Raw genomic sequence first — 20720 nt, forward strand, 5'->3', positions numbered from 1 at the left:
TTCAGGCTTCGGTCAGCTCGTCTTCCTGCTGCCGCACCAGGGTGAGCCGGTAGCCGACGTTGCGGACAGTGCTGATGAGGTTTTCGTGGTCGGCGCCCAGCTTGGCCCGCAGGCGCCGGACGTGAACGTCCACCGTGCGGGTGCCGCCGTAGTAGTCATAGCCCCACACCTCGGTGAGGAGCTGCTGGCGCGTAAACACCCGGCCCGGGTGCTGTGCCAGGTACTTCAGGAGCTCGAACTCCTTGAATGTCAGGTTCAGCGGCGCGCCGTTCACCCGTGCGGTGTAACTCGCTTCGTCGATGATGACGCCTGCAGCCCGGATCTCGGACGGTGCGTCCTCCTGGTCCGGGACGGCCCGGGCGACGGAGAGCCTGATGCGGGCCTCTACCTCGGCGGGGCCGGCTGACTCAAGCACGATGTCGTCAACGGCCCAGGCAGAGGAAACGGCGGCCATGCCGCCTTCAGTCAGGATCAGCACCAGCGGTGCACTGAGGCCGGTGGCCTTCAGGAGCTGGGTGAGGGACCGGGCGCCCACAAGGTCCTTGCGGGCATCGAGCAGTACGATGTCGCAGGGATCGGTCTCCAGCAGTGCTGTGGGCTCGGCGGGGAGGATGTGCACCCTGTGGTTCAGCAATTCCAAGGCAGGCAGGATGTCCACCGAAGAACCGGTGCTGTTCGTCAATAACAGGATGTGCGACATTGTTCCTCCAAGGGCCGTCCGCGCATCGTTGGGCGACTGAACCGGATTTTCACCGGCCGGTACTGGCTCCCCGCCCCGGTTTTGGGCCACTGCCATCCGCAATGATCCGGCTACCCCGGCAGGGAACTTAGCTGAGCCTTGAGTATACCCGGCGGGTCCCCCAGCGGCATGGATTGGCTTCGGACCACGGTACGTTTTGCGACATATGCCGTTCATATAAGGCAGGATTGGGGCAGGGCTGGATGCCCTGGCACTGAGGGCGGGCGCCGCCTTCCAACGTCAACGCAGGATGGGATGCAGCGCAGTGAGTGCACAGACTAAGCCCCGGCCGGGATCCGAATGACGGCGGAACTTCAGGCACCCGCGCGCTCCCTGGGTTCATGGACCATTGGCGTGGCGGGCCTTGCCGGACTGGCGGCCATCGTCGGCGGAGTCTATGCGTCCCGGGAGGCCCTTGTGGCCGTTGCGGTGGCCATCGCAGCCGGTGTTGGCATCGGCTGGCCCCACTTCCTCCGGATTCCCGCCAAAAAGACCCTGGCCGCCGTGATTGGCCTGGCCGGCGCCGGATCCGCTGTGGCTGCCGCCTACGCGCCCGCTCCCGGGTTCCTGGATTGGACCCCGCCCTTTATTGCGCTCGGAATCATGGCGGTGTTTGTAGTGCAGCTCATCCGCGGGACCGGCCAGGCGCAGCGGCTGGAGTCGACCCTCGGCTGTTCCGTGGGGGTGCTGCTGTCCTGCCTGGGCGCCGGATGGATCGCCGGTGCAAGGTTCAACGGGGTCCGCGAGATGCTGCTCGTGGCGGCCATCAGCGCGGCGGTTGCCCTGCTGGCAGGGCTGATCCGCTGGCCGGACAGCATCGTGGCTCCCCTGGGGATCGTCCTGGCCGGACTTGCCGGGCCGCTTGCAGGGCTGGTTCTGTCCGACATCGCCGTGCTCCCGGCCGCGATTTTTGGTGTGGTGGTGGGTGCGGTGCTCGTGAGCTTCCGCCGCCTTGTTACCGTGCGGGGGGCGCCGCTGAATGTTCCTGCTGCCCTTAGCATGGGGCTGGCGCCTGTTTCTGCAGTAGGTTCCCTTGCCTACTTCATAGACAAACTACTCATCTACTAACGGTTAGGATGGCATCATGTCCGTACTTGCTTTTGAAATTTTCTTCCTTGTCCTGCTCGGCATCGCCAGCCTGTCCATGGCGTGGTTTGCCGGCTTTGTGGTCTACCGCCTCTTCAAAGGCCAGAAGTAGACCCTTTCCGGAGCTAGCCGTTTTCCGAGGTAATTGCTGTGCCGATTGATATTCCCACAGACCTGACTCCAGAACTTGTCCCGCTTTCCTGGCTCATTGGTGAGTGGGAGGGCCGCGGCCGGCTGGGCAGCGGGGACGAGGACTCGGAGCACTTCCTGCAGCACGTGTCGTTCACGCACAACGGGCTGCCGTACCTGCAGTACCGGGCGGAGAGCTGGCTGACGGACGACGACGGCACGCGGCTCCGGCCGCTGACGGTCGAGACCGGCTTCTGGGCACTTGAGCGCAAACAGCTGGATGCCGACGGCGGCCCCGGCCTCATTCCGGCAGACATTGTGCCGGCGCTGAAGAGCGCAGACGAAGTGGAAGCCCTGCGCAACAGCGAGGGCGGCTTCGACATTTCCGTGTCCATCTCCCACCCCGGGGGCATCTCGGAGCTGTACTACGGGCAGATCAAGGGTCCGCAGATCCAGCTCACCACGGATATGGTGATGCGCGGAAGCCACTCCAAGGACTACAGTGCTGCCACGCGCATCTTCGGCCTGGTGGATGGAAACCTGCTCTGGCGCTGGGATGTGGCGGTGGGCGGCAAGGAAGGCAAAGGGCTTGAAGCCCATGCGTCTGCCTTCCTCAAAAAAGTATCCTGACCACCACAGGAACGAAGGAAGGGCGCGGCAATGGAGGATCCCGGAAACCTGCAGGCGCCGCGGCACGGGCGGGATTACAGCGACCTGAAAGCCGTTTTCTTCAACGGGACCCTCAAGAGATCACCGCAGACCTCCAACACTGACGGCCTGATCACCATCAGCCGCCTGATCATGGAAAAGCAGGGTGTCAGCACGCGGGTGATCCGCACCGTGGACCATGACATCGCCAGCGGCGTGTACCCGGACATGACCCAGTACGGCTGGCCGACGGACGAATGGCCGCAGCTGTATCCGGCGGTGCAGGAAGCGGACATCGTGGTGGTGGCCGGGCCCATTTGGCTCGGCGACAACTCCTCCCAGACCAAGAAGCTCATCGAACGCCTCTACGCCCACTCCGGTGAACTCAACAGCAAGGGCCAGTGGGCGTTCTACCCGAAGGCGGGCGGCTGCCTGATCACGGGCAACGAAGACGGCATCAAACACTGCGCCATGAATGTCCTGTACAGCCTGCAACACATTGGCTTCAGCATTCCGCCGCAGGCCGATGCCGGCTGGATCGGGCCTGTTGGTCCGGGCCCGAGCTACCTTGACGAGGGCTCCGGCGGTCCCGAAACCGACTTCACCAACCGGAACGCCACGTTCATGACCTGGAACCTCCTGCACCTGGCCTGGATCCTCAAGGACGCCGGCGGATACCCGGACTACGGCAACCTCCCCAAGGAATGGGCCGCCGGAACCCGCTTCGATTTTGAAAACCCGGAATACCGGTAGCTACTCCCGCCTGTGGTCGGGCGGCCGCACCAACTCCGGAATACTCCCTGACTAAAGGACGTTGCCCCCAGTATGACTACTCCCAGCCCTCTGTTGTCGCGCCCCGGAGCCGTTGAGGCCGCCGGTGCGGACGCCGGCGTCGCGGCCCACTATGGCGAGCCGCTGCGCGAGCAGCGCGCCCTCGCGGCCGGAAGCGCCGTCGTCGACCTTTCCTCCCGCGGCGTGGTGACGGTCACCGGGCCGGACCGCCTGAGCTGGCTCAACACGCTGTCCTCCCAGCAGGTCACCGGCCTGCAGCCGGGAGAGTCCAGCGAGCTGCTCCTCCTGAGCGTGCAGGGCAGGATTGACTTCGACGCCCGGGTGATTGACGACGGCGGGACCACCTGGCTGATCGTGGAGGGCGCCGAAGCTGCCCCGCTGGCGGAGTTCCTGAACAGGATGAAGTTCATGCTGCGGGTGGAGATTGCCGACGTCTCGGCCGACTGGGCCGTTGTGGGGAGCACCAGGGCTGTTCCGGAGTGGTCGGACCGGCTTGCGTGGTTGGACCCGTGGCCGCATGTATCCGCAGGCGGGTACTCCTACGCAACGGTTGCAGAGGAAAACCACCCCGGGCTCGAACGCCCGTGGTTTGAATACCTGATTCCGGCCGCCGGGCTGGAAGATGCTGTGGACGGGCGCGCCCTGGCCGGGGTCCTCGCCGCCGAAGCCTTGCGCGTGGCGGCGTGGCGTCCCCGCATCGGTGCCGAAACGGACGATAAAACCATCCCGCATGAACTGGACCTCCTCCGGACCGCAGTCCACCTGGCCAAGGGCTGCTACAAGGGCCAGGAAACCATCGCACGTGTGCACAACCTGGGACACCCGCCGCGGCGGCTCGTGTTCCTCCAGCTCGACGGCTCACAGCACACGCTGCCTGAGGCCGGCAGCCCGGTGCTGGTAGGGGAGCGGAAGGTAGGGGCGGTGACCTCCGTGGCGCAGCATTACGAGATGGGCCCGGTTGCCCTGGCAGTCATAAAGCGTTCCGTAGCGGCGGATGAAATACTGACGGTCCTGGACGGGGACGAGCCATACACTGCCGCCCAGGAACTGATCGTTGCCCCCGACGCCGGCCAGGTGGTGGGGCGCCAGACCGGATTCCTCAAGGGGCCACGCTAATGACTGACAACGCCGCCGTACCGTCCAATAACACTCCGTCCCACACTGCACCGGCCAACTCTCCCGGGGCCAGCGGTGGTCCGGATGATGAAACGCTTGCCCTGGCGCATACGCTCTTCCAGGCGGCCCGGGAAGGGGACTCGGCTTTGCTGGGCGCGTATCTCGACGCCGGCGCTCCCGCCACCATGACCAATGCCGCTGGCGACTCCCTGCTGATGCTGGCCGCCTACCACGGCCACGCAGAGGCTGTGCAGCTGATCCTGAAACACGGCGCCGAGGCCAACGCAGCCAACGACCGGGGACAGACCCCGCTGGCCGGAGCCGCGTTTAAGGGCTACACCGATGTTGCCCGTGTCCTGCTGGACGCGGGCGCAGACCCGGACGCGGGATCACCGTCCGCCCGGGCCGCCGCCCAAATGTTCGCCCGTACGGAGATCCTGAATCTCCTGGGCTAGGATCACCGGGTCCCGCCTGGCCGCAACACCCTGACGAAAGATGCCCGAGTGGAAAACGTAGCAAAGCCCTGGCCGGCCCTGTGGTCCCTGGTGATCGGGTTCTTTATGATCCTGATCGACAGCACCATCGTGTCCGTGGCCAACCCGCGGATCATGGAAAGCCTGGACGCCGACATCAACGCGGTCATCTGGGTGACCAGCGCCTACCTGCTGGCCTACGCGGTCCCGCTGCTGATCACCGGCAGGCTCGGTGACCGGTTCGGTCCCAAGAAGCTCTATCTCCTGGGCCTTGTGGTGTTTACGCTGGCCTCGCTGTGGTGCGGACTGTCCGCCAATGTCGAGACCCTCATTGCGGCGCGGGTCCTGCAGGGCCTTGGGGCGGCAATCATGACTCCACAGACCATGGCCGTCATTACGCGGATCTTTCCGCCGGACCGGCGCGGGGCGGCAATGTCCATCTGGGGAGCAACCGCCGGCATGGCGACGCTTGTGGGGCCCATCCTGGGCGGCGTCCTGGTGGACGGCCTTGGCTGGGAATGGATCTTCTTTATCAACGTCCCGGTTGGCGTGGTGGGCTTTATCCTCGCCTGGCGCAACGTCCCCGCCCTCAGCACCCATCCGCACCGGTTCGATATCCCCGGCGTCCTGCTCAGCGCCGTGGGACTCTTCCTGCTGGTTTTCGGCATCCAGGAAGGCGAGACATACAACTGGGGCACCATCACAGGGCCTGTCAGCGTATGGGGCCTGATCATCGCGGGGATCGCCGTCCTTGTCCTGTTTGTCCTCTGGCAGCGTTTCAATAAGGGCGAACCGCTGTTGCCGCTGGCGCTGTTCCGGGACCGGAACTTTTCCCTCGCCAACCTTGGAATCACCCTCGTGGGCTTTACGGTGACTGCCTTCACCCTGCCGCTGATTTTCTATTACCAACTGGTCCGTGGCCTCACGCCCACCCAGTCAGCCCTCCTGATGGTGCCCATGGCGCTGATCTCCGGTGGCCTGGCGCCCGTGGTGGGGAAGATCGTGGACCGGGTCAACCCGAAGTATCTTGCCGCTGGCGGTTTGACCCTGATGGCTGTGTCGCTGGTCTGGAACTCGGTCCTGATGCAGCCGGACACACCCATTTGGATGTTCCTGCTGCCCAGCGCCGTCCTGGGACTTGCCAACGCGGGCATTTGGGCGCCGCTGAGCACCACCGCCACGCGCAACCTGCCGCCGCGCCAGGCCGGTGCCGGTTCGGGGGTCTACAACACCACCCGCCAGTTCGGGGCGGTTCTGGGCAGCGCTGCCATCGCCGTGCTGATCCAGTCCCGGCTGGCTGCCGAGCTTCCCACGGGCGGACCCGGCGGAGCTGCCGGCGAGGGCATGGCTTTTTCCGGAAGCCTGCCGGAGGCCCTCCACAGCGGATTCGCGACGGCGATGGGCCAGTCTATCCTGCTGCCCGCCGCAGTGATTCTGGTCGGGGCGGCAGTGGCACTGTTCTTTGCCAAGCCGCAGCCGGTTCAGGACTGGGGCAGCGCCACCCCGTCAGCCAAGGTGGACGCTGGTCTGGATTCCGCCGGCTGACAGGCCGAGCTTCCGGGCCAGCGCCAGGGATCCGGTGTTGCTGACGTCGGTGCGCCACTGCAGCGTAAGCCCTGCCGCCAGGGCTTCATGGGCGGCAATGGACACGGCGAGCGAGCCCAGGCCGCGGCGCCGCCACTCCGGGTCCACCAGGACACCGAGGTGCGCCAGCAGGCCCACCCACTCGGAGTAGGCGCCGCACGCCAGGGGCACGCGGCGGCCTTCCACCTCATGGACGATGGTGTAACGGTTCTCGAGGTCCGAAAGGCCCACCTCGTTCACATCGTCCGGCGGGCAGCGGCCCTCCAGCTCAATGGCTTCCGGATTGCCGTGTGAGACGGTCATTTCTTCCGAGGGCTGCTTGAGCGGCAAGTCATCCGCGAAAAACAGTGCCGCCGCACCCAATCCGTGGCCGCCATGCGAGCGGGTGAGCGTCAGCAACGTGACGTGCTGGGCCATCTCCTCATCCGGGATGGCTGCGGCGGCGTCAATGATCCACTGCGGACCAACCAGCGCCGAACTGCCAAAGAGCCGGACAAACTCGACGGTCCGGGCTGATTCGTCGGCGCGGACAATCCGCTCGCCGGAGGCCAGGGCAGAACTGAAAGCGTCATCGTCCAGTCCCAGGCGCCGTGCCCACGCAAGCTGGATGATGGCGGCCGAACCGGGGTCAAGTGTCATAACCCCAGCCTAGGGCGGTCGCGCGGCGCCACCGGGCAGGACACCTCAGCTGAACGGGACACCTCAGCCGAAGAGGACAGCGGCTTCGTCGTAGCGCTTCTGCGGAACGGTCTTGAGCTGGCCCAGGGCCTCCTGGAAGCCCACGTGCTCGATGTCCGTGCCTTTCAGCGCCACCATGGTGCCCCAGTAACCTTCCACCACGGAATCGATGGCGGCCATGCCCAACCGGGTGGCGAGGACACGGTCGAAGGCTGACGGCACGCCGCCGCGCTGGATGTGGCCCAGGATGGTGGCGCGGGTTTCGATGCCGGTACGGGCTTCGAGCTCAGGCGCGAGCTGGTCCGCGATGCCACCCAGCCGGGGCCGGCCGAAGGTATCCAGCCCGCGCTCGGAGTGCGGGGTTTCCATGTGCTCGGGCACGAAGCCTTCGGCGACCACTACCAGTGGTGCGCGGCCACGGGCGTGGGCTTCATTCACCCACTCGGTGATCTGCTCGATGCTGACCTTCTGCTCCGGGATGAGGATGGCGTGGGCGCCGGCTGCCATGCCGGCGTGAAGGGCAATCCAGCCCACGTGCCGGCCCATCACTTCGGCAATCATGCAGCGGTGGTGTGATTCGCCCGTGGTCCGCAGCCGGTCGATGGCTTCGGTGGCGATCTGTACAGCAGTGTCGAAGCCGAAGGTGTAGTCGGTGGCGTCGAGGTCGTTGTCCACTGTCTTGGGGACGCCCACGATCTTCAGTCCTGCGTCAGTCAGGCGCTTGGCTGCGGCCAGGGTTCCCTCACCGCCGATAGCAATGATCGCGTCTATGCCGAGGCGGTCCATGTGCTCTTTGATGACCTCGGGCCCGCCGCCGTTTTCAAAGGGATTGGTGCGGGAAGTGCCCAAAATGGTGCCGCCCTGCTTGGCGATGCCGCGGACCATGGTGCGGGGGATATCGATGATGTCGCCCTCCACAACGCCGCGCCAGCCGTCAAGGAAACCCACGAATTCGTGACCGTGGATGGCGATGCCTTTGAGGACGGCTCCGCGGATCACGGCGTTCAGTCCGGGGCAGTCGCCACCGCTGGTGAGAATTCCAATTTTCATGTCTCTGGCTCAAATCCTGGGGAGAAGGTGTACAGGCAGAGCGCCACGCTGAGCTCACATAGAGTCTAGTGGGGGGTGTGGGGTACGACACAAACCGGTTACATTGCCCAGCCCCGCGAAGTCCCCGGACACAACAAAGGCTCCCGCTCCAAAAGAGGAGCGGGAGCCTTTGCCGTGTCGCTATGGACGGTTGATGGACCGCCGCTCAAGGAATGTCTGGAGCGGGATGACGTTGCGCTGGTCCGGCAGGACCACCCAGGCCAGGAGGTAGAAGATGACGGCGGGTCCGGGGAGCAGGCAGAAGACCAGGAAGGCGATCCGGACGAAGGCCACGTCCACGTTGAGCTTGGCTGCGACTCCTCCCAGTACCCCTCCGAGCCAGCGTTCGGGTCCGCGTTTCAGGCCAAGGCCCCTGACGATGCTGAAAAACTTGTCCATGGTTCAAGACTTCCGTGTTGAGGAGCTGTTGTCACGTTTCCGGGCGGAGAGGAGACCGCCCACCACCAGGGCCGCGCCGGCGCCTATCATCAGGCCGATCAGGACGTAGGTCCAGTTCAGGGTGACGATGCCGAGCTGGGCGATGATGATCAGGGCGGCGAGGGCCAGGACGATCAGGCCCCACACCACGGTGCCCACCCTAGCCCCTGCCGCTGGGGCACCAGAGGCGCCTGCCGCCGTCGTGCTTCCCGGGACGTAGGGATCCGGAACATAGGGGTCCGGGGCCGGATTGTTGGTGCTCATCTCAGTTGCCTTCCTCGATGGTGATGTTGCTGAAGGCGCCGTCGATCTCGATGATCAGGTGGCTGCCAGGCTGGTCGCTGTTGTAGCTGCTTTCCCTGGTGGTGACGCCGCCACGGTTGCCGCCGCTTTCATGGATGTTCCCCATGGCCATGTCCGCCTTGATGTCCACGGGCATTTTGTCGGGGATGACGATCGTCACGTTGCTTGCCGCGATGTCCAGCGGAACCACGACGTCGGACGCCAGCGGGGCGTTGCCGTCCAGCTGGGTGAGGTCAACAGTGCCGCGGCTGCCCGCCACATCAAGGCCGTTGCGGGCATCTTCGATGCTCGCCGGGCTCCAGTTCAGCTGCTGGAACCGCATCCGGTCGCCGTTGTTGCCCACCACGTTGAAGACACCGCCGACGATGAGCGCTGCCACCGCGAAGAACGAGAGGATACCGGACGTCCTGCCGCGCAGGCCCATCATGAGGATCCCGAGGCCCAGGACTGCTGCCGCGCTGGCCCACGCGATGGCGTTGGCGGAGTCGCCCAGGTTGATGATGTGGGTGACATCCAGCGCCTTGAGTCCGGCACCTATCAGCAGGGCGCTGCCGGCAACGATCGCGACGGCGGGAGCACCGGGACCAGCGGGACGCACCTTGGGTGCCGGCGGCGGGCCCTGGGGCGGCCTCGTGTTGTCCCAGCTGCTGCCGCCGGAACCGCTGCCACCGTAAGCACCGCTTCCATACGCGCTGCCGTTATAGCCGCTGCCGGACGGGGTGCCGGTGGAAGTGCCGGAGGAACTGCCGCCGTAGGGGCTGCCGGTGAAAGGACCGGTGCCCGCGACGTCGGCGTAGGGGGGAGTTGTTGCGGTGGGGAAACCCGCGGCGTAAGCATTGGTGCCTGCCGCTGCTGCGCCGGCCGGGACGCCGGCTGCTGCCTTGTTCCGCCGGACCAGGTAGTAGATCATGTAGATGGCGCCGCCCACCCAGAAGATGGTCCAGAGGAAGGCGCCGAAGCCGTGGTTGCCCCAGCCCCAGAAGCCGCCGCCCAGCCCGCTGAAGCCGAGGATGGTGGCGATCAGGGAACCGGTCATGCCGCTGGTCCAGCGCCCTGCACCCGCTTCCTGGACGTGGATCCGGCCGTCGGGCTCAGGCAGGAATGCCCACGCCAGGCCGTAGAGGAGAACGCCGATCCCGGCGAAGAGGGTCAGGACGATGAAGACGCCGCGGATGATCAGCGGGTCAATGCCCATGCGGTGGGCAATGCCGCTGGAGACGCCGCCGATCCAGCGGTCCTGGCCACGGCTGATGCCGTGGCCGCGGACCCAGCCGAAGAAGTCTCCCTGCTGGCCCGGCATTCCGGCATATGCGTAGCTCCCGGAGTTCGGGGCGGAATACGATCCGGTGTAGGGGCTGGCGTAGGGGCCGCTGGAGGTTTCCTGGCTGGAGGTGTCCCGGCTGGATCCGCTGCTGGACCCGCGGCCGGGTTCGCCCGTGGATTCATTAGCTGATTCCTGTGCCGGCTCCTGGTCCTGTGGGGAAGAGGAAGCCGCTGGCAGTGGCTCTGTGGGGTGTGTGTTGTCCCGTTCGGGGAGGGGCTCCGTGGGGTGGCCGTCATCAGGGGTGGGGGTTTGCGAGTTCATACCTCGATCCTTCCGTCCGTGGCGCTTCCGCTCTACTGGGGGACACCCTGAACGGTCCCTGAGTGGCCCCCGGTTCAGGCCGGAACGGGGTCCGGGCAACCCTGATCCGTGTTTGGATTGATCCATGACAACCGCCCCCATCCGGCCCCCGCTGGTCCGGCGCAGCGACCGCTTTATCGCGGGCGTCTGTTCCGGCCTTGCCGCGCACCTGGGCTGGCCGGTCCGCAATGTGCGGGTGGGCATGGCCCTGGCAACACTGGCGGGCGGTGCCGGCATCGTCTTCTATGCCTGGCTGTGGATCATGGTGCCCACGGCGGACGAAAGCGCCCGGCGGCAGGCGCGCCGCCCGGCGTCGCCCATTGCGCCTGCTGTGAGCCAGGCCCCCGTCCAGGCAGCTGTTCGCAGCGATGTTCGGGGTTGGGCCCCTGGCCGTGTCCCGGCCGCCGGACCTGGCATGCCAACTTCAGTTATGCCAGGTGCCGGCACCTACCCGCCCGGTCCGGAAGACCCCGCGTATGCCGCGCCCGGTGACTTCGCCGGAACCACTGCGGCGGCAGCACGGCCCCCCTGGTTCCAGTTCCGTGAAATGCGGTACGGCAAGGAAATCCTGCTCGGCGCCGGGCTGCTGCTGGTGGCCGGCATCCTGATCGCCCAGATCCTCGGCGTCGACGTTCCGCTGGGCACCCTGATTCCTGCTGCAGCGGTCCTGGGCGGGGCCTCCATCGCGTGGATACAGCTGGACGAAACCCGCCGTGCGGGCCTCGTGGACAAAACCAAGGCGGACCAGGCCGGCGGGTGGGCACGGCTCGCTGCCGGCCTGGCACTGGTGGTGGCCGGCGTCCTGGTGATGGTGTCCGGCTCCGGTTCCTGGGAACAGACCTGGCTGGCTCTGCTGGCCTCCGTGGCTGTCCTTGGCGGCGTGGTGCTGGTCCTGCTTCCCTGGGCCCTGAAATTCTGGCGCGACCTTGAGGCGGAACGTGCAGGCCGGATCCGGGAAACCGAGCGCGCGGAGATCGCAGCCCACCTTCATGACTCCGTGCTGCAGACCCTGGCCCTGATCCAACGGCGGGCGTCCAACGAGCACGACGTCGTCCGGCTGGCACGTGCCCAGGAACGGGAGCTGCGGGGCTGGCTGTTCGCCGATCCGGAGAAGGATGCCGGGCAGCTCTCGGACCGGATCAAGGCTGTTGCTGCCGAGGTGGAGGACCTGCTGGGCAACGCCGTGGAGGTGGTGAGCGTGGGGGACACGGCAGTCACCGAGGGCCACGAGGCCCTGATCCAGGCCAGCCGTGAGGCAATGCTGAACGCCTCCCGGCACGGCGGCGGGACCGTCTCGGTGTACCTGGAAGTATCCGGGGGCCGGGCTGAGATCTTCATCAAGGACCGTGGCCCGGGCTTCGAACTGCAGCACGTGCCGGAGGACCGTCTGGGTGTCCGGGAATCCATCATCGGCCGGATGAACCGCCATGGCGGCACCGCCACCATCACAAGCACTACAGACGGCACGGAAGTGCGGCTCGGTTACCCGGCCGCTGCGCAGGCAGAGAAGCCATCACAAAGTACGGAAGGCAAAGCATGAACACCACGCAGGGAGCCGCTACGGGCCCCGTCCGGCCGGCCACACCAGTCCGGGTGGTGATCGTCGACGACCATGCGATCTTCCGCTCCGGCCTGAAGGCGGACCTTGATCCGAGTATCCACGTGGTGGGGGAAGCAGCAACGGTGGAGCAGGCCATTGACGTGATCGCCCGGGAACGGCCGGAAGTTGTGCTGCTGGACGTCCACCTGCCCGGCGGCCTCGGCGGTGGAGGACGGGAAGTCATCGCCGGCTCGGCCGCGCTGCTGTCCAGCACCAGGTTTCTTGCGCTCAGCGTTTCGGACGCCGCGGAGGATGTTGTGGCCGTGATCCGGGCCGGAGCCCGGGGCTATGTCACCAAGACCATCTCCGGGAAGGAAATCACCGATGCCGTATACCGGGTGGCCGGGGGAGACGCCGTTTTCTCCCCGCGCCTGGCAGGCTTCGTGCTTGACGCCTTCGGCACCGCCCCTGCAGACATCGCCGACGACGAACTGGACAGGCTCTCAGCCCGCGAACTCGAGGTGATGCGGTTGATAGCCCGCGGCTACAGCTACAAGGAAGTGGCCAAGGAGCTCTTCATCAGCATCAAGACGGTGGAAACCCATGTTTCCGCGGTGCTCCGCAAACTCCAGCTCTCCAGCCGCCACGAACTCACCAAGTGGGCCGCCGAGCGCCGCCTCCTCTAGCCCAGCCAAACGCTCTCTCACTTAACGCGCCCTTTTCCCCGACGCTCCATCACTTGATGCGCCTTAAACCGGAACGCTCTATCACTCTCCTGAAGAGAGTGATAGAGCGTTCCGGTTTTTCCAGCGTTAAGTGAGAGAGCGTCCTATTGGGCCTTGCCCAGGAAGTCCTGCAGCCGCTGCACACCGGTAGCGAGGTCTTCGTCGCCCAAGGCGTAGGACAGGCGGAGGTAGCCCGAGGGCCCGAACGCCTCACCCGGAACTACTGCCACCTCAACCTCGTCCAGGATCAAGGCAGCCAGCTCGGCGGAGGTCTGCGGGGTGGAGGTGCCGGACGCCGTCGGGAATTCCTTACCCAGCAGCGCGCGGACGTCCGCGTACACGTAGAAGGCACCCGTCGGCGTCGGGCATTCCACGCCTTCGATGGCGTTGAGCCCGGCGACGATGGCCTGGCGGCGGCGGTCGAAGGCCACCTTCATCTCGTCGACGGCGGTCAGCGGTCCGGACACGGCCGCGAGGGCGGCGATCTGCATGATGTTCGAAACGTTGGACGTGGCGTGTGACTGGAGGTTGGTGGCGGCCTTGATGACGTCCGCCGGGCCGATCATCCAGCCCACGCGCCAGCCGGTCATGGCGTAGGTCTTGGCCACACCGTTCAGGATGACCACCTTGTCGCCCAGTTCCGGGGCGGCGGTGGCGATGGAGGTGAAGGGAACGCCGTCGTAGGTCAGGTGCTCGTAGATCTCGTCCGTGACAACCCACAGGCCCTTGGCGGCGGCCCACTTGCCGATTTCCGCCACCTGCTCCGGCGAGTAGACCGAGCCGGTGGGGTTGGACGGCGAGACGAACAGCAGGATCTTCGTTTTGTCGGTGACCGCGGCCTCAAGCTGCTCGACGGTCACCAGGTAGTCCTGCTCGGGGCCGGCGAAAACCTCAACGGGCACACCGCCGGCGAGCCGGATTGCTTCCGGGTAGGTAGTCCAGAACGGGGTGGGGACGATGACCTCATCACCCGGATCCACCAGCGTGGCGAAGGTGTTGTAGACGGCCTGCTTGCCGCCGTTGGTCACCAGGACCTGGGAAGGGTCGACGGCGTAGCCGGAGTCGCGCAGGGTCTTCTCGGCAATGGCTTTCTTCAGCTCTGGCAGCCCGCCGGCAGGGGAGTAGCGGTGGTACTTCGGCTGGCCCGCCGCTTCGATGGCGGCCTGGACGATGTAGTCCGGGGTGGGGAAGTCGGGTTCGCCGGCGCCGAATCCAATAACCGGCCGGCCTGCTGCCTTCAGCGCCTTCGCCTTGGCATCAACAGCAAGGGTGGCGGATTCGGCAATTGCGGATATGCGCTTGGAAACGCGGGCGGCAGACATGGCAGGTCCGTTCTTCGCTTGCAGCCCGGAGGCTGGAATGTGGGAATCGACGAGTTCTACTCTATGCTGTTCAGCGGACCCTCCGGGTTGCCGGTTTTGAATGTGACTGCCTTGCAGCCAGCTTCAGCAAAGGCGTCGGGAAGGGCCGGAAACGGGCCGGTTCGACGAACGCGAAGTTGTTGCGTAGACTGGTTCACCGGTGTTGAAAACACGGATGATGACGTGCGCCCCAGTACAAGCTGGCGGTTCGTTGTGGTCAGGGTGGGATTCACTCCATAGGGTAGTGGCGCAATTGGTAGCGCAGCGGTCTCCAAAACCGCAGGTTGCAGGTTCGAGTCCTGTCTGCCCTGCGCAAGCTGTCCCGGGCGAAAAGCCCGGGGCAAGCGCAGCAACCATGGTTCTGATCAGGGCCGGGTAATCCAACATTGCAAAGATGAGCGAGGACCAGGTGACCGAAACAGCTGCCAGCAGCTCCAAGGGCCGCCCAGCTAAGAAGGACGCCAAGGCAAGCTTCTTCGCCCGCATTGCACTCTTTGTCCGCCAGATCATCGGCGAACTGAAGAAGGTTGTTGCACCAACCCGCAAGGAACTGGTCAATTACACGCTCGTGGTGCTGGTGTTCGTGGCCATCATGATGGTCATCGTCAGCCTGCTGGATATCGGTTTTGGAACTGTTGTTCAGTGGGTCTTCGCCGGAACCGGCCCCGGGGACAGCTAAGGCTGAACCATCCGCAGCTGCGTGTTCCGTCCGGGAAAACCGGAGGGAACACCGGTGTGCGGAATTGAGCCATTTAAATAGGCAAGTTAGGCAATGAGGAAGCAGGAGACCAAGTGTCTGAGCAGGAGCTCGAGGTAACCGAGACTGAGCTGGAAGAGTCCGCGGACATCACGGCAGAAGCCGGTGACGAGTCTGAGGTTGATTCCTCCGCGCCCGAAGCCAACGACGCCGATTCCGACGATGACGCCGACTCTGATGACTTTGACGCAGAGTCCGAGGACGAGGCCGGCTCCGGGGAAGAGTCCGCCGACGCCCTCACCGCCGCCGCAGCCAAGGCCGACGTTGACCCCGCCGAGGAGTTCAAGGCCAAGCTGCGCCGCCAGGAAGGTGACTGGTACGTCATCCACTCCTACGCAGGTTACGAAAACCGCGTGAAGGCCAACCTGGAGACCCGCATCCAGACCCTGGACATGGAAGATTACATCTTCGAAATCCAGGTGCCCATGGAAGAAGTCGTTGAGATCAAGAACGCCCAGCGCAAGGTCATCAACCGCGTCCGCATCCCCGGCTACGTCCTGGTCCGCATGGACCTGACGGACGCCTCCTGGGGCGCCGTCCGGCACACCCCCGGTGTCACCGGCTTCGTGGGCAACGCCCACAACCCGGTCCCGCTGCGCCTGGACGAGGTCTTCTCCATGCTCGCCCCGGTCTTCGAAGAAGAGCAGGCCGAGAAGGGCAAGCCGGTCAACAAGCAGAACCAGGCCCCTGTGGACGTGGACTTCGAAGTTGGCGAGTCCGTCATCGTCAAGGAAGGTCCCTTCGAGACCCTTCCCGCCACCATCTCCGAGATCAAGGTCGAATCCCAGACCCTCGTGGTGCTGGTTTCCATCTTCGAGCGCGAAACGCCTGTCACCCTGGCGTTCAACCAGGTCACCAAGATCTGATTTCCCGAGAATTCGTCCCGGCGCTGCCCGCTTAGCAGCACCGGAACGGCCGGCCGCCTCGCCATGGCGGCCAAAAACCTGAGGCACGCTCCTGTGTCCCAGGACGTTATTGAGAGAAGGACCCTACATTGGCTCCCAAGAAGAAGGTCACCGGCCTCATCAAGCTGCAGATCCAGGCAGGTGCCGCTAACCCGGCTCCGCCGATCGGTCCTGCGCTTGGCCAGCACGGTGTCAACATCATGGAATTCTGCAAGGCGTACAACGCTGCGACGGAAGCCCAGCGCGGAAACGTCATCCCCGTGGAAATCACGGTCTACGAGGACCGTTCCTTCACGTTCATCACCAAGACCCCGCCGGCTGCAGAGCTCATCAAGAAGGCTGCAGGCGTCGCCAAGGGTTCAGCTACCCCGCACACCGTCAAGGTTGCCAAGCTGACCCAGGCCCAGGTCAACGAGATCGCCTCCACCAAGATGGAAGACCTCAACGCCACCAGCCTCGAAGGCGCAGCGAAGATCATCGCCGGCACCGCCCGCTCCATGGGCATCACTGTCGAGGGTTAGTCGCACCCGCCGCCTCTGAACCGGGCTCGGGAAACCGATCACGACGACGGGCGGCACCGCCGGGACACCGGCACCATCAAAACTGAAATGTTGGACATCCGGCACGGATAACGGGTCGGAGCACCAACTGTGGCAGGGCCCAGCGCGGTCCGCAGACCACAACTGCACAAGGAGAAACAAGCAGCATGGCAAAGCGCAGCAAAGCATATGAGGCAGCAGCCGCCAAGATCGACGGCGAGAAGTTCTACGCACCGTTCGAGGCAGTGACGCTGGCCAAGGACACCAACCCGTCCAAGTTCGACGCCACCGTTGAGGTTGCATTCCGCCTCGGCGTGGACCCCCGCAAGGCTGACCAGATGGTCCGCGGCACGGTTAACCTGCCCCACGGCACTGGTAAGACTGCCCGCGTCCTGGTTTTCGCCACGGGTGACAAGGCTGAGGCAGCAATCGCTGCCGGCGCCGACTTCGTTGGTTCCGATGACCTGATCGAAAAGATCGCCGGCGGCTGGACCGACTTCGACGCCGCCGTCGCCACCCCTGACCTCATGGGCAAGGTTGGCCGCCTCGGTAAGGTCCTGGGTCCGCGTAACCTGATGCCGAACCCGAAGACGGGCACCGTGACCCCCGATGTCACCAAGGCCGTCAACGACATCAAGGGTGGAAAGATCGACTTCCGCGTCGACAAGCACTCCAACCTGCACTTCATCATCGGCAAGGTGTCCTTCGACGCCATCAAGCTGGCTGAGAACTATGCAGCAGCTCTGGAAGAGGTGCTTCGCCTGAAGCCGTCCGCTTCCAAGGGCCGCTACATCCAGAAGGCCACGGTTGCCACCACGTTCGGTCCCGGCATTTCCGTTGACCCCAACGTCACCAAGGTTCTGACCGAGGCCTAAATCCTCGCCTGGACCATCCGCTGCGTACTTTCCGCAGCAAACAGAACCGCCCGGCGCTTGCCGGGCGGTTCTTGTTTTAGCTGGCGGTTCCATGATGCCCGCGGGAACCTCTCCGGACGGGCACGTTCGACGCCTAAGCTATGGAAATGGCCGCACCGGATCCGGAACCATCCGCAGCAGAAAACGCAGTACTGACCATAGCCGCCGTCGAGGTGCCGCCAGCTGCCGGGCCTGAACACGGGGGAGCACAACTCAGTGCCGCATTCCGGGAGTGCCACAGCCTGCGGGTGGCCCATGAACTGGCCCTCTGGGGCAACCTTGACCGCTGCCCCACCTTGCCCGAGGCAATGGAGTACTGGCGTGGCAACGACTACGAGGAACGCCACCTCTACCTGGCCCGGCGTGGAACTGAACCCGTGGGCCTATGCTCGGTGACGCTTCCGTTGCGCGAGAACACCCACACCGCCGGAATTGACGTCCTCATCGCCCCCGCACATCGCCGCCAGGGCATGGGCCGTGCTCTCCTGGCCCATGCCGAAGGCGTTGCCAGGGCACGCGGCAGGACCTCCCTGGACGCCTACCACGAAGTGCCCATGGGCAGGACAGAAGGCGGCTCCCTGCTGCCGGCCAAATCAGGGGCGGGCGGCCTGCCGGTGAATGATCCGGCCGTGGGCTTCGCTGTTGCCGCCGGTTATGAACTGGAGCAGGTGGAACGATCCAGCCGCCTGGCGCTGCCCGTGCCGCAGGAGGTGCTGGACCGGTTGGAAGCCGGGGCTGCGCCGATGGCCGGGGAATACACCTTGACCGGTTGGGATGACACCTGCCCCGAGGACCTTGTGCAGGCCTATGCGAGGCTCAAGGCAACTATGAGCACCGACGTTCCCATCGCCGGACTGGACTGGGAACGCGAGGACTGGGATACGGCACGGGTCCATGAGGAGGAACAGACGCTCCTGCGCGGCGGTGTCCAGTCCGCCGTCACAGCTGCGGTGCACCGGACCACGGGGGAACTGGTGGCCTACACGGTCCTGAACTGGCGCCCCGGGGTCCCGGAATCCGTTGCCCAGCAGGACACCCTGGTGACGAAGGAACACCGTGGCCGGCGCCTGGGCATGCTCGTCAAAATAGCAAACCTGCGGCGGGCACAAGCGAGATGGCCAGCGGCGAGTTCGGTCCTGACATGGAATGCCAACGAAAACCAACATATGCTGGCCATAAATATCGCACTTGGATTCAAACCTGCAGGTTATGAAGGCGAGTGGCAGAAACGGCTGGGATGATGCGCCTATGGCAAGAGACGTAAAGATCGAGCAGCTTTGGATTCCCGACTCACTGGACGCGCCGGACGCAGCTGACTTCCTGGCCGCCGTCGAGGTAGGCCGGAAAGTCCGCATGCAGACCTGGGGGAGCGATGACCTCGCCTACGGCCCCCTGGAGAAGCTGCTTGAGTTCCAGGACCCTTACGAGCGGCAGCTCATTCTCGTGGCCAAGGTGGACGGGGAGATAGTGGGCACTGTCGATATTGCCCTGCCCCTCACTGACAACCTGGACCTGGCGGAGTTCACCCTCGACATCCTCCCCGAGTTCCAGCGCCAGGGAGTGGGCCGGCGGCTGCTGCAGGCAGCGGAACAGTTGGCCCGCGAGGAGGGCCGCACCATGATCCTGGTGGACACCAACCACCCGGGCGCTTCCCTGCACGAATTTGAACGCGCCCAGCTGGTCCCCGGCACGGGGCAGGGCTTTGTGCCGCTCGAAAGCCGGGAAGTGGAGTTCGCCCAGCGCACCGGTTATACGCTGCAGCACATCGAACAGTTCAGCTCCTGCGCGTTGCCGCTGGACACCAAGCTTGTGGCCGACCTGCAGGCGGAAGCGGATGAGGCCAACAACGGGCGGTACCGGCTCCACCACTGGACGGACCGCTGCCCGGAGCAGTGGCTGGAGGCCGTCGCGGCCTTGGAGAACCTGGCCGGGGCCGACGTCGATCCCGCCTTGGATGCGCCCGTTGAGCAGGAGATGGTGTTCGACGGCGCCATCCTCCGGGAGGCCGAAGAAGTCGCCATTGCCCAGGGCAGGCGGACCGTGGTCACCGCCGTCGAACACCTCGCCACCGGAACCCTGGTGGGCCTGACCACCATCACTGTCCTGGCGCACCGCGCCGACGTCGTCTTCCAGGACGACACCCTGGTCCTGCAGGAACACCGCGGCAACAAGCTTGGCCTGCTGATCAAGGTGGCCAACATGGAGCGGCTTACCGAGCAGTTCCCGGACGCGCGCGTCATCTACACCTGGAACGCCCCGGAAAACCGTTACCTCCTGACCGTGAACAAACAACTGGGCTTCCAGACAGCAGGAGTCACAGGGATCTGGCAAAAGGAGCTCCCGCACCTGCACACCAGCACCAGCTAAGGCTTCGATTTGGCGGTCTCCGTGGCTCTCCCGTAGACTGGGATGACCAAAGACCGTCGGTTGTTGGAAATCCACTCTCTCGAGCATGACTCAACTCTGTGTTGTGCGCGGGAGATGCAGTGGGTTTCTGGACGAAGGACCCTCAACGCAGGGCGGCCGGCGCAGGTGAACGAAGCAAAGCTCCATGGACTGATCTGTGTTGAGCCAAGCCCCGTGCATCTGCGCGGGGCGTTTTTAGTTTTAGCTCTCTTGAGCGGGGACCGTCGCATACCGGCACTATCCCCGGAAGGAGGGTTATGGCAACGCCTACCAAGGTTTCAGCAGTAGCTGAGATCACTAACGATTTCAAGGAATCGAACGCCGCTGTCCTGACCGAATACCGCGGGCTCACCGTTGCACAGCTCAAGCAGCTGCGTGTTTCTCTCGGCCAGGACACCAAGTTCGCGGTCGTCAAGAACACCCTGACCGCCATTGCAGCCAAGGAAGCCGGCGTCGAAGCATTCGACGGCCAGCTTGCCGGCCCCACTGCAATCGCGTTCATCAAGGGTGACGCAGTTGCCGCTGCCAAGAGCCTGACGGATTTTGCCAAGACCAACAAGCAGCTGGTCATCAAGACCGGTTACTTCGAGGGCAAGGCACTGAACGCCAGCGAGGTTGCCGAACTGGCAGCGCTCGAGTCCCGTGAGCTGCAGCTCGCCAAGGTTGCCGGTGTCCTCAAGGCACCTGCCGCCGCCGCTGCACGCATCATTGACGCACTGCGCCTCAAGCTTGAAGAAGAGAACGGTGCACCGGCAGCTGCCGAAGCGCCTGCCGCTGAAGAAGCCCCCGCCGCTGAAGCTGAGGCTCCGGCCGAAGCTCCGGCTGCCGAAGAGAACTAAGTCTCTTTACTCCACCAGACTCCGGTGTAACGCAA

At 65.0% G+C, this 20720-nt stretch carries 22 protein-coding genes and 1 tRNA gene; 16 read left to right on the forward strand and 7 right to left on the reverse strand.

Annotation, left to right across the window (positions count from 1 at the left end; all coding sequences use genetic code 11):
• Position 1: 1 nt before the first annotated feature.
• Positions 2-700 (reverse strand): winged helix-turn-helix transcriptional regulator, encoded by a 699-nt coding sequence (locus tag QRN11_RS03965; protein WP_091415003.1) that lies wholly within the window; start codon positions 698-700, stop codon positions 2-4.
• 339 nt (positions 701-1039) lie between these two features.
• On the opposite strand from QRN11_RS03965, the gene QRN11_RS03970 reads away from it, so the two are divergent.
• The 6 genes from QRN11_RS03970 to QRN11_RS03995 all read left to right on the forward strand — a co-directional run bounded on the left by QRN11_RS03970 (position 1040) and on the right by QRN11_RS03995 (position 6528).
• Positions 1040-1807, forward strand: coding sequence for a permease (locus QRN11_RS03970; RefSeq protein WP_091415006.1), 768 nt, complete (start codon positions 1040-1042; stop codon positions 1805-1807).
• A 168-nt stretch (positions 1808-1975) separates the two neighbouring features.
• On the forward strand, positions 1976-2584 hold the full coding sequence (locus QRN11_RS03975) for a nitrobindin family protein (RefSeq protein ID WP_050054283.1): 609 nt from the start codon (positions 1976-1978) through the stop codon (positions 2582-2584).
• 30 nt (positions 2585-2614) lie between these two features.
• Positions 2615-3355 (forward strand): flavodoxin family protein, encoded by a 741-nt coding sequence (locus tag QRN11_RS03980; protein ID WP_285249968.1) that lies wholly within the window; start codon positions 2615-2617, stop codon positions 3353-3355.
• A gap of 72 nt (positions 3356-3427) precedes the next feature.
• On the forward strand, positions 3428-4510 hold the full coding sequence (ygfZ, locus tag QRN11_RS03985; protein WP_170850642.1) for a CAF17-like 4Fe-4S cluster assembly/insertion protein YgfZ: 1083 nt from the start codon (positions 3428-3430) through the stop codon (positions 4508-4510).
• Positions 4510-4965, forward strand: a complete 456-nt coding sequence (locus QRN11_RS03990) for an ankyrin repeat domain-containing protein (RefSeq protein ID WP_142060484.1) — start codon at positions 4510-4512, stop codon at positions 4963-4965. Before ygfZ ends, QRN11_RS03990 begins: the two co-directional genes overlap by 1 nt.
• Before the next feature lie 48 nt (positions 4966-5013).
• Positions 5014-6528 carry a DHA2 family efflux MFS transporter permease subunit gene (locus QRN11_RS03995; RefSeq protein WP_285249969.1) on the forward strand — a complete coding sequence of 505 codons (1515 nt, stop codon included), beginning with the start codon at positions 5014-5016 and terminating at the stop codon, positions 6526-6528.
• On the opposite strand, the gene QRN11_RS04000 is transcribed toward QRN11_RS03995, so the two are convergent.
• From QRN11_RS04000 to QRN11_RS04020, 5 genes are all read right to left on the reverse strand, one after another.
• Entirely contained in the window at positions 6490-7206 is a 717-nt protein-coding gene (locus QRN11_RS04000) for a GNAT family N-acetyltransferase (RefSeq protein ID WP_285249970.1), read from the reverse strand. The two genes, QRN11_RS03995 and QRN11_RS04000, sit on opposite strands and share 39 nt — an antisense overlap.
• A 63-nt stretch (positions 7207-7269) precedes the next feature.
• Positions 7270-8295 (reverse strand): ATP-dependent 6-phosphofructokinase, encoded by a 1026-nt coding sequence (locus QRN11_RS04005; protein WP_091415021.1) that lies wholly within the window; start codon positions 8293-8295, stop codon positions 7270-7272.
• Between the two features lie 180 nt (positions 8296-8475).
• Positions 8476-8733, reverse strand: coding sequence for a PspC domain-containing protein (locus QRN11_RS04010; RefSeq protein WP_091415023.1), 258 nt, complete (start codon positions 8731-8733; stop codon positions 8476-8478).
• 3 nt (positions 8734-8736) lie between these two features.
• The gene (locus QRN11_RS04015) at positions 8737-9036 is read right to left on the reverse strand and encodes a hypothetical protein (protein WP_170850644.1); all 300 of its coding nucleotides are present in this window, start codon (positions 9034-9036) and stop codon (positions 8737-8739) included.
• A 1-nt stretch (position 9037) separates the two neighbouring features.
• Positions 9038-10660, reverse strand: coding sequence for a PspC domain-containing protein (locus QRN11_RS04020; protein WP_285249971.1), 1623 nt, complete (start codon positions 10658-10660; stop codon positions 9038-9040).
• Positions 10661-10784: 124 nt separating this feature from the next.
• Between QRN11_RS04020 and QRN11_RS04025 the strand changes: the two genes are divergently transcribed.
• Positions 10785-12239: a PspC domain-containing protein gene (locus QRN11_RS04025; RefSeq protein WP_285249972.1), complete on the forward strand. Its 1455-nt coding sequence runs from the start codon at positions 10785-10787 to the stop codon at positions 12237-12239.
• Positions 12236-12925: a LuxR C-terminal-related transcriptional regulator gene (locus tag QRN11_RS04030; RefSeq protein ID WP_285249973.1), complete on the forward strand. Its 690-nt coding sequence runs from the start codon at positions 12236-12238 to the stop codon at positions 12923-12925. Before QRN11_RS04025 ends, QRN11_RS04030 begins: the two co-directional genes overlap by 4 nt.
• Before the next feature lie 143 nt (positions 12926-13068).
• On the opposite strand, the gene QRN11_RS04035 is transcribed toward QRN11_RS04030, so the two are convergent.
• The gene (locus tag QRN11_RS04035; protein WP_285249974.1) at positions 13069-14286 is read right to left on the reverse strand and encodes a pyridoxal phosphate-dependent aminotransferase; all 1218 of its coding nucleotides are present in this window, start codon (positions 14284-14286) and stop codon (positions 13069-13071) included.
• Between the two features lie 277 nt (positions 14287-14563).
• On the opposite strand from QRN11_RS04035, the gene QRN11_RS04040 reads away from it, so the two are divergent.
• The 8 genes from QRN11_RS04040 (at position 14564) to rplJ (ending at position 20685) form a co-directional block, all read left to right on the forward strand.
• Positions 14564-14636, forward strand: a tRNA-Trp gene (locus QRN11_RS04040).
• 83 nt (positions 14637-14719) lie between these two features.
• Positions 14720-15004 (forward strand): preprotein translocase subunit SecE, encoded by a 285-nt coding sequence (gene secE / locus QRN11_RS04045; protein WP_091415032.1) that lies wholly within the window; start codon positions 14720-14722, stop codon positions 15002-15004.
• A 113-nt stretch (positions 15005-15117) separates the two neighbouring features.
• Positions 15118-15948 carry a transcription termination/antitermination protein NusG gene (gene nusG / locus QRN11_RS04050; protein WP_285249975.1) on the forward strand — a complete coding sequence of 277 codons (831 nt, stop codon included), beginning with the start codon at positions 15118-15120 and terminating at the stop codon, positions 15946-15948.
• A 128-nt stretch (positions 15949-16076) separates the two neighbouring features.
• The gene (gene rplK, locus QRN11_RS04055; protein ID WP_003803853.1) at positions 16077-16508 is read left to right on the forward strand and encodes a 50S ribosomal protein L11; all 432 of its coding nucleotides are present in this window, start codon (positions 16077-16079) and stop codon (positions 16506-16508) included.
• A 185-nt stretch (positions 16509-16693) separates the two neighbouring features.
• Positions 16694-17401: a 50S ribosomal protein L1 gene (gene rplA, locus QRN11_RS04060; protein ID WP_091415037.1), complete on the forward strand. Its 708-nt coding sequence runs from the start codon at positions 16694-16696 to the stop codon at positions 17399-17401.
• 146 nt (positions 17402-17547) lie between these two features.
• The gene (locus tag QRN11_RS04065; RefSeq protein WP_285249976.1) at positions 17548-18681 is read left to right on the forward strand and encodes a GNAT family N-acetyltransferase; all 1134 of its coding nucleotides are present in this window, start codon (positions 17548-17550) and stop codon (positions 18679-18681) included.
• A 7-nt stretch (positions 18682-18688) separates the two neighbouring features.
• Positions 18689-19807, forward strand: coding sequence for a GNAT family N-acetyltransferase (locus QRN11_RS04070; RefSeq protein WP_142057492.1), 1119 nt, complete (start codon positions 18689-18691; stop codon positions 19805-19807).
• 296 nt (positions 19808-20103) lie between these two features.
• On the forward strand, positions 20104-20685 hold the full coding sequence (gene rplJ, locus QRN11_RS04075) for a 50S ribosomal protein L10 (protein WP_079596662.1): 582 nt from the start codon (positions 20104-20106) through the stop codon (positions 20683-20685).
• Positions 20686-20720: the final 35 nt, after the last annotated feature.

Source organism: Pseudarthrobacter sp. fls2-241-R2A-168, assembly GCF_030209335.1.
GTDB lineage: Bacteria > Actinomycetota > Actinomycetes > Actinomycetales > Micrococcaceae > Arthrobacter.

Excerpts from the sequence above, each read along its gene's own strand:
- QRN11_RS04025 (WP_285249972.1), top strand. The coding sequence starts at position 10,785 with ATGACAACCGCCCCCATCCGGCCCCCGCTGGTCCGGCGCAGCGACCGC.
- QRN11_RS04015 (WP_170850644.1), bottom strand. The coding sequence starts at position 9,036 with ATGAGCACCAACAATCCGGCCCCGGACCCCTATGTTCCGGATCCCTAC.
- QRN11_RS03980 (WP_285249968.1), top strand. The coding sequence starts at position 2,615 with ATGGAGGATCCCGGAAACCTGCAGGCGCCGCGGCACGGGCGGGATTAC.
- QRN11_RS03965 (WP_091415003.1), bottom strand. The coding sequence starts at position 700 with ATGTCGCACATCCTGTTATTGACGAACAGCACCGGTTCTTCGGTGGAC.
- secE (WP_091415032.1), top strand. The coding sequence starts at position 14,720 with ATGAGCGAGGACCAGGTGACCGAAACAGCTGCCAGCAGCTCCAAGGGC.
- QRN11_RS03990 (WP_142060484.1), top strand. The coding sequence starts at position 4,510 with ATGACTGACAACGCCGCCGTACCGTCCAATAACACTCCGTCCCACACT.
- QRN11_RS04065 (WP_285249976.1), top strand. The coding sequence starts at position 17,548 with ATGGCCGCACCGGATCCGGAACCATCCGCAGCAGAAAACGCAGTACTG.
- QRN11_RS04010 (WP_091415023.1), bottom strand. The coding sequence starts at position 8,733 with ATGGACAAGTTTTTCAGCATCGTCAGGGGCCTTGGCCTGAAACGCGGA.
- QRN11_RS04070 (WP_142057492.1), top strand. The coding sequence starts at position 18,689 with ATGGCAAGAGACGTAAAGATCGAGCAGCTTTGGATTCCCGACTCACTG.
- QRN11_RS04035 (WP_285249974.1), bottom strand. The coding sequence starts at position 14,286 with ATGTCTGCCGCCCGCGTTTCCAAGCGCATATCCGCAATTGCCGAATCC.
- QRN11_RS04020 (WP_285249971.1), bottom strand. The coding sequence starts at position 10,660 with ATGAACTCGCAAACCCCCACCCCTGATGACGGCCACCCCACGGAGCCC.
- rplA (WP_091415037.1), top strand. The coding sequence starts at position 16,694 with ATGGCAAAGCGCAGCAAAGCATATGAGGCAGCAGCCGCCAAGATCGAC.
- QRN11_RS04030 (WP_285249973.1), top strand. The coding sequence starts at position 12,236 with ATGAACACCACGCAGGGAGCCGCTACGGGCCCCGTCCGGCCGGCCACA.
- QRN11_RS04005 (WP_091415021.1), bottom strand. The coding sequence starts at position 8,295 with ATGAAAATTGGAATTCTCACCAGCGGTGGCGACTGCCCCGGACTGAAC.
- ygfZ (WP_170850642.1), top strand. The coding sequence starts at position 3,428 with ATGACTACTCCCAGCCCTCTGTTGTCGCGCCCCGGAGCCGTTGAGGCC.
- QRN11_RS03970 (WP_091415006.1), top strand. The coding sequence starts at position 1,040 with ATGACGGCGGAACTTCAGGCACCCGCGCGCTCCCTGGGTTCATGGACC.
- rplJ (WP_079596662.1), top strand. The coding sequence starts at position 20,104 with ATGGCAACGCCTACCAAGGTTTCAGCAGTAGCTGAGATCACTAACGAT.
- QRN11_RS04000 (WP_285249970.1), bottom strand. The coding sequence starts at position 7,206 with ATGACACTTGACCCCGGTTCGGCCGCCATCATCCAGCTTGCGTGGGCA.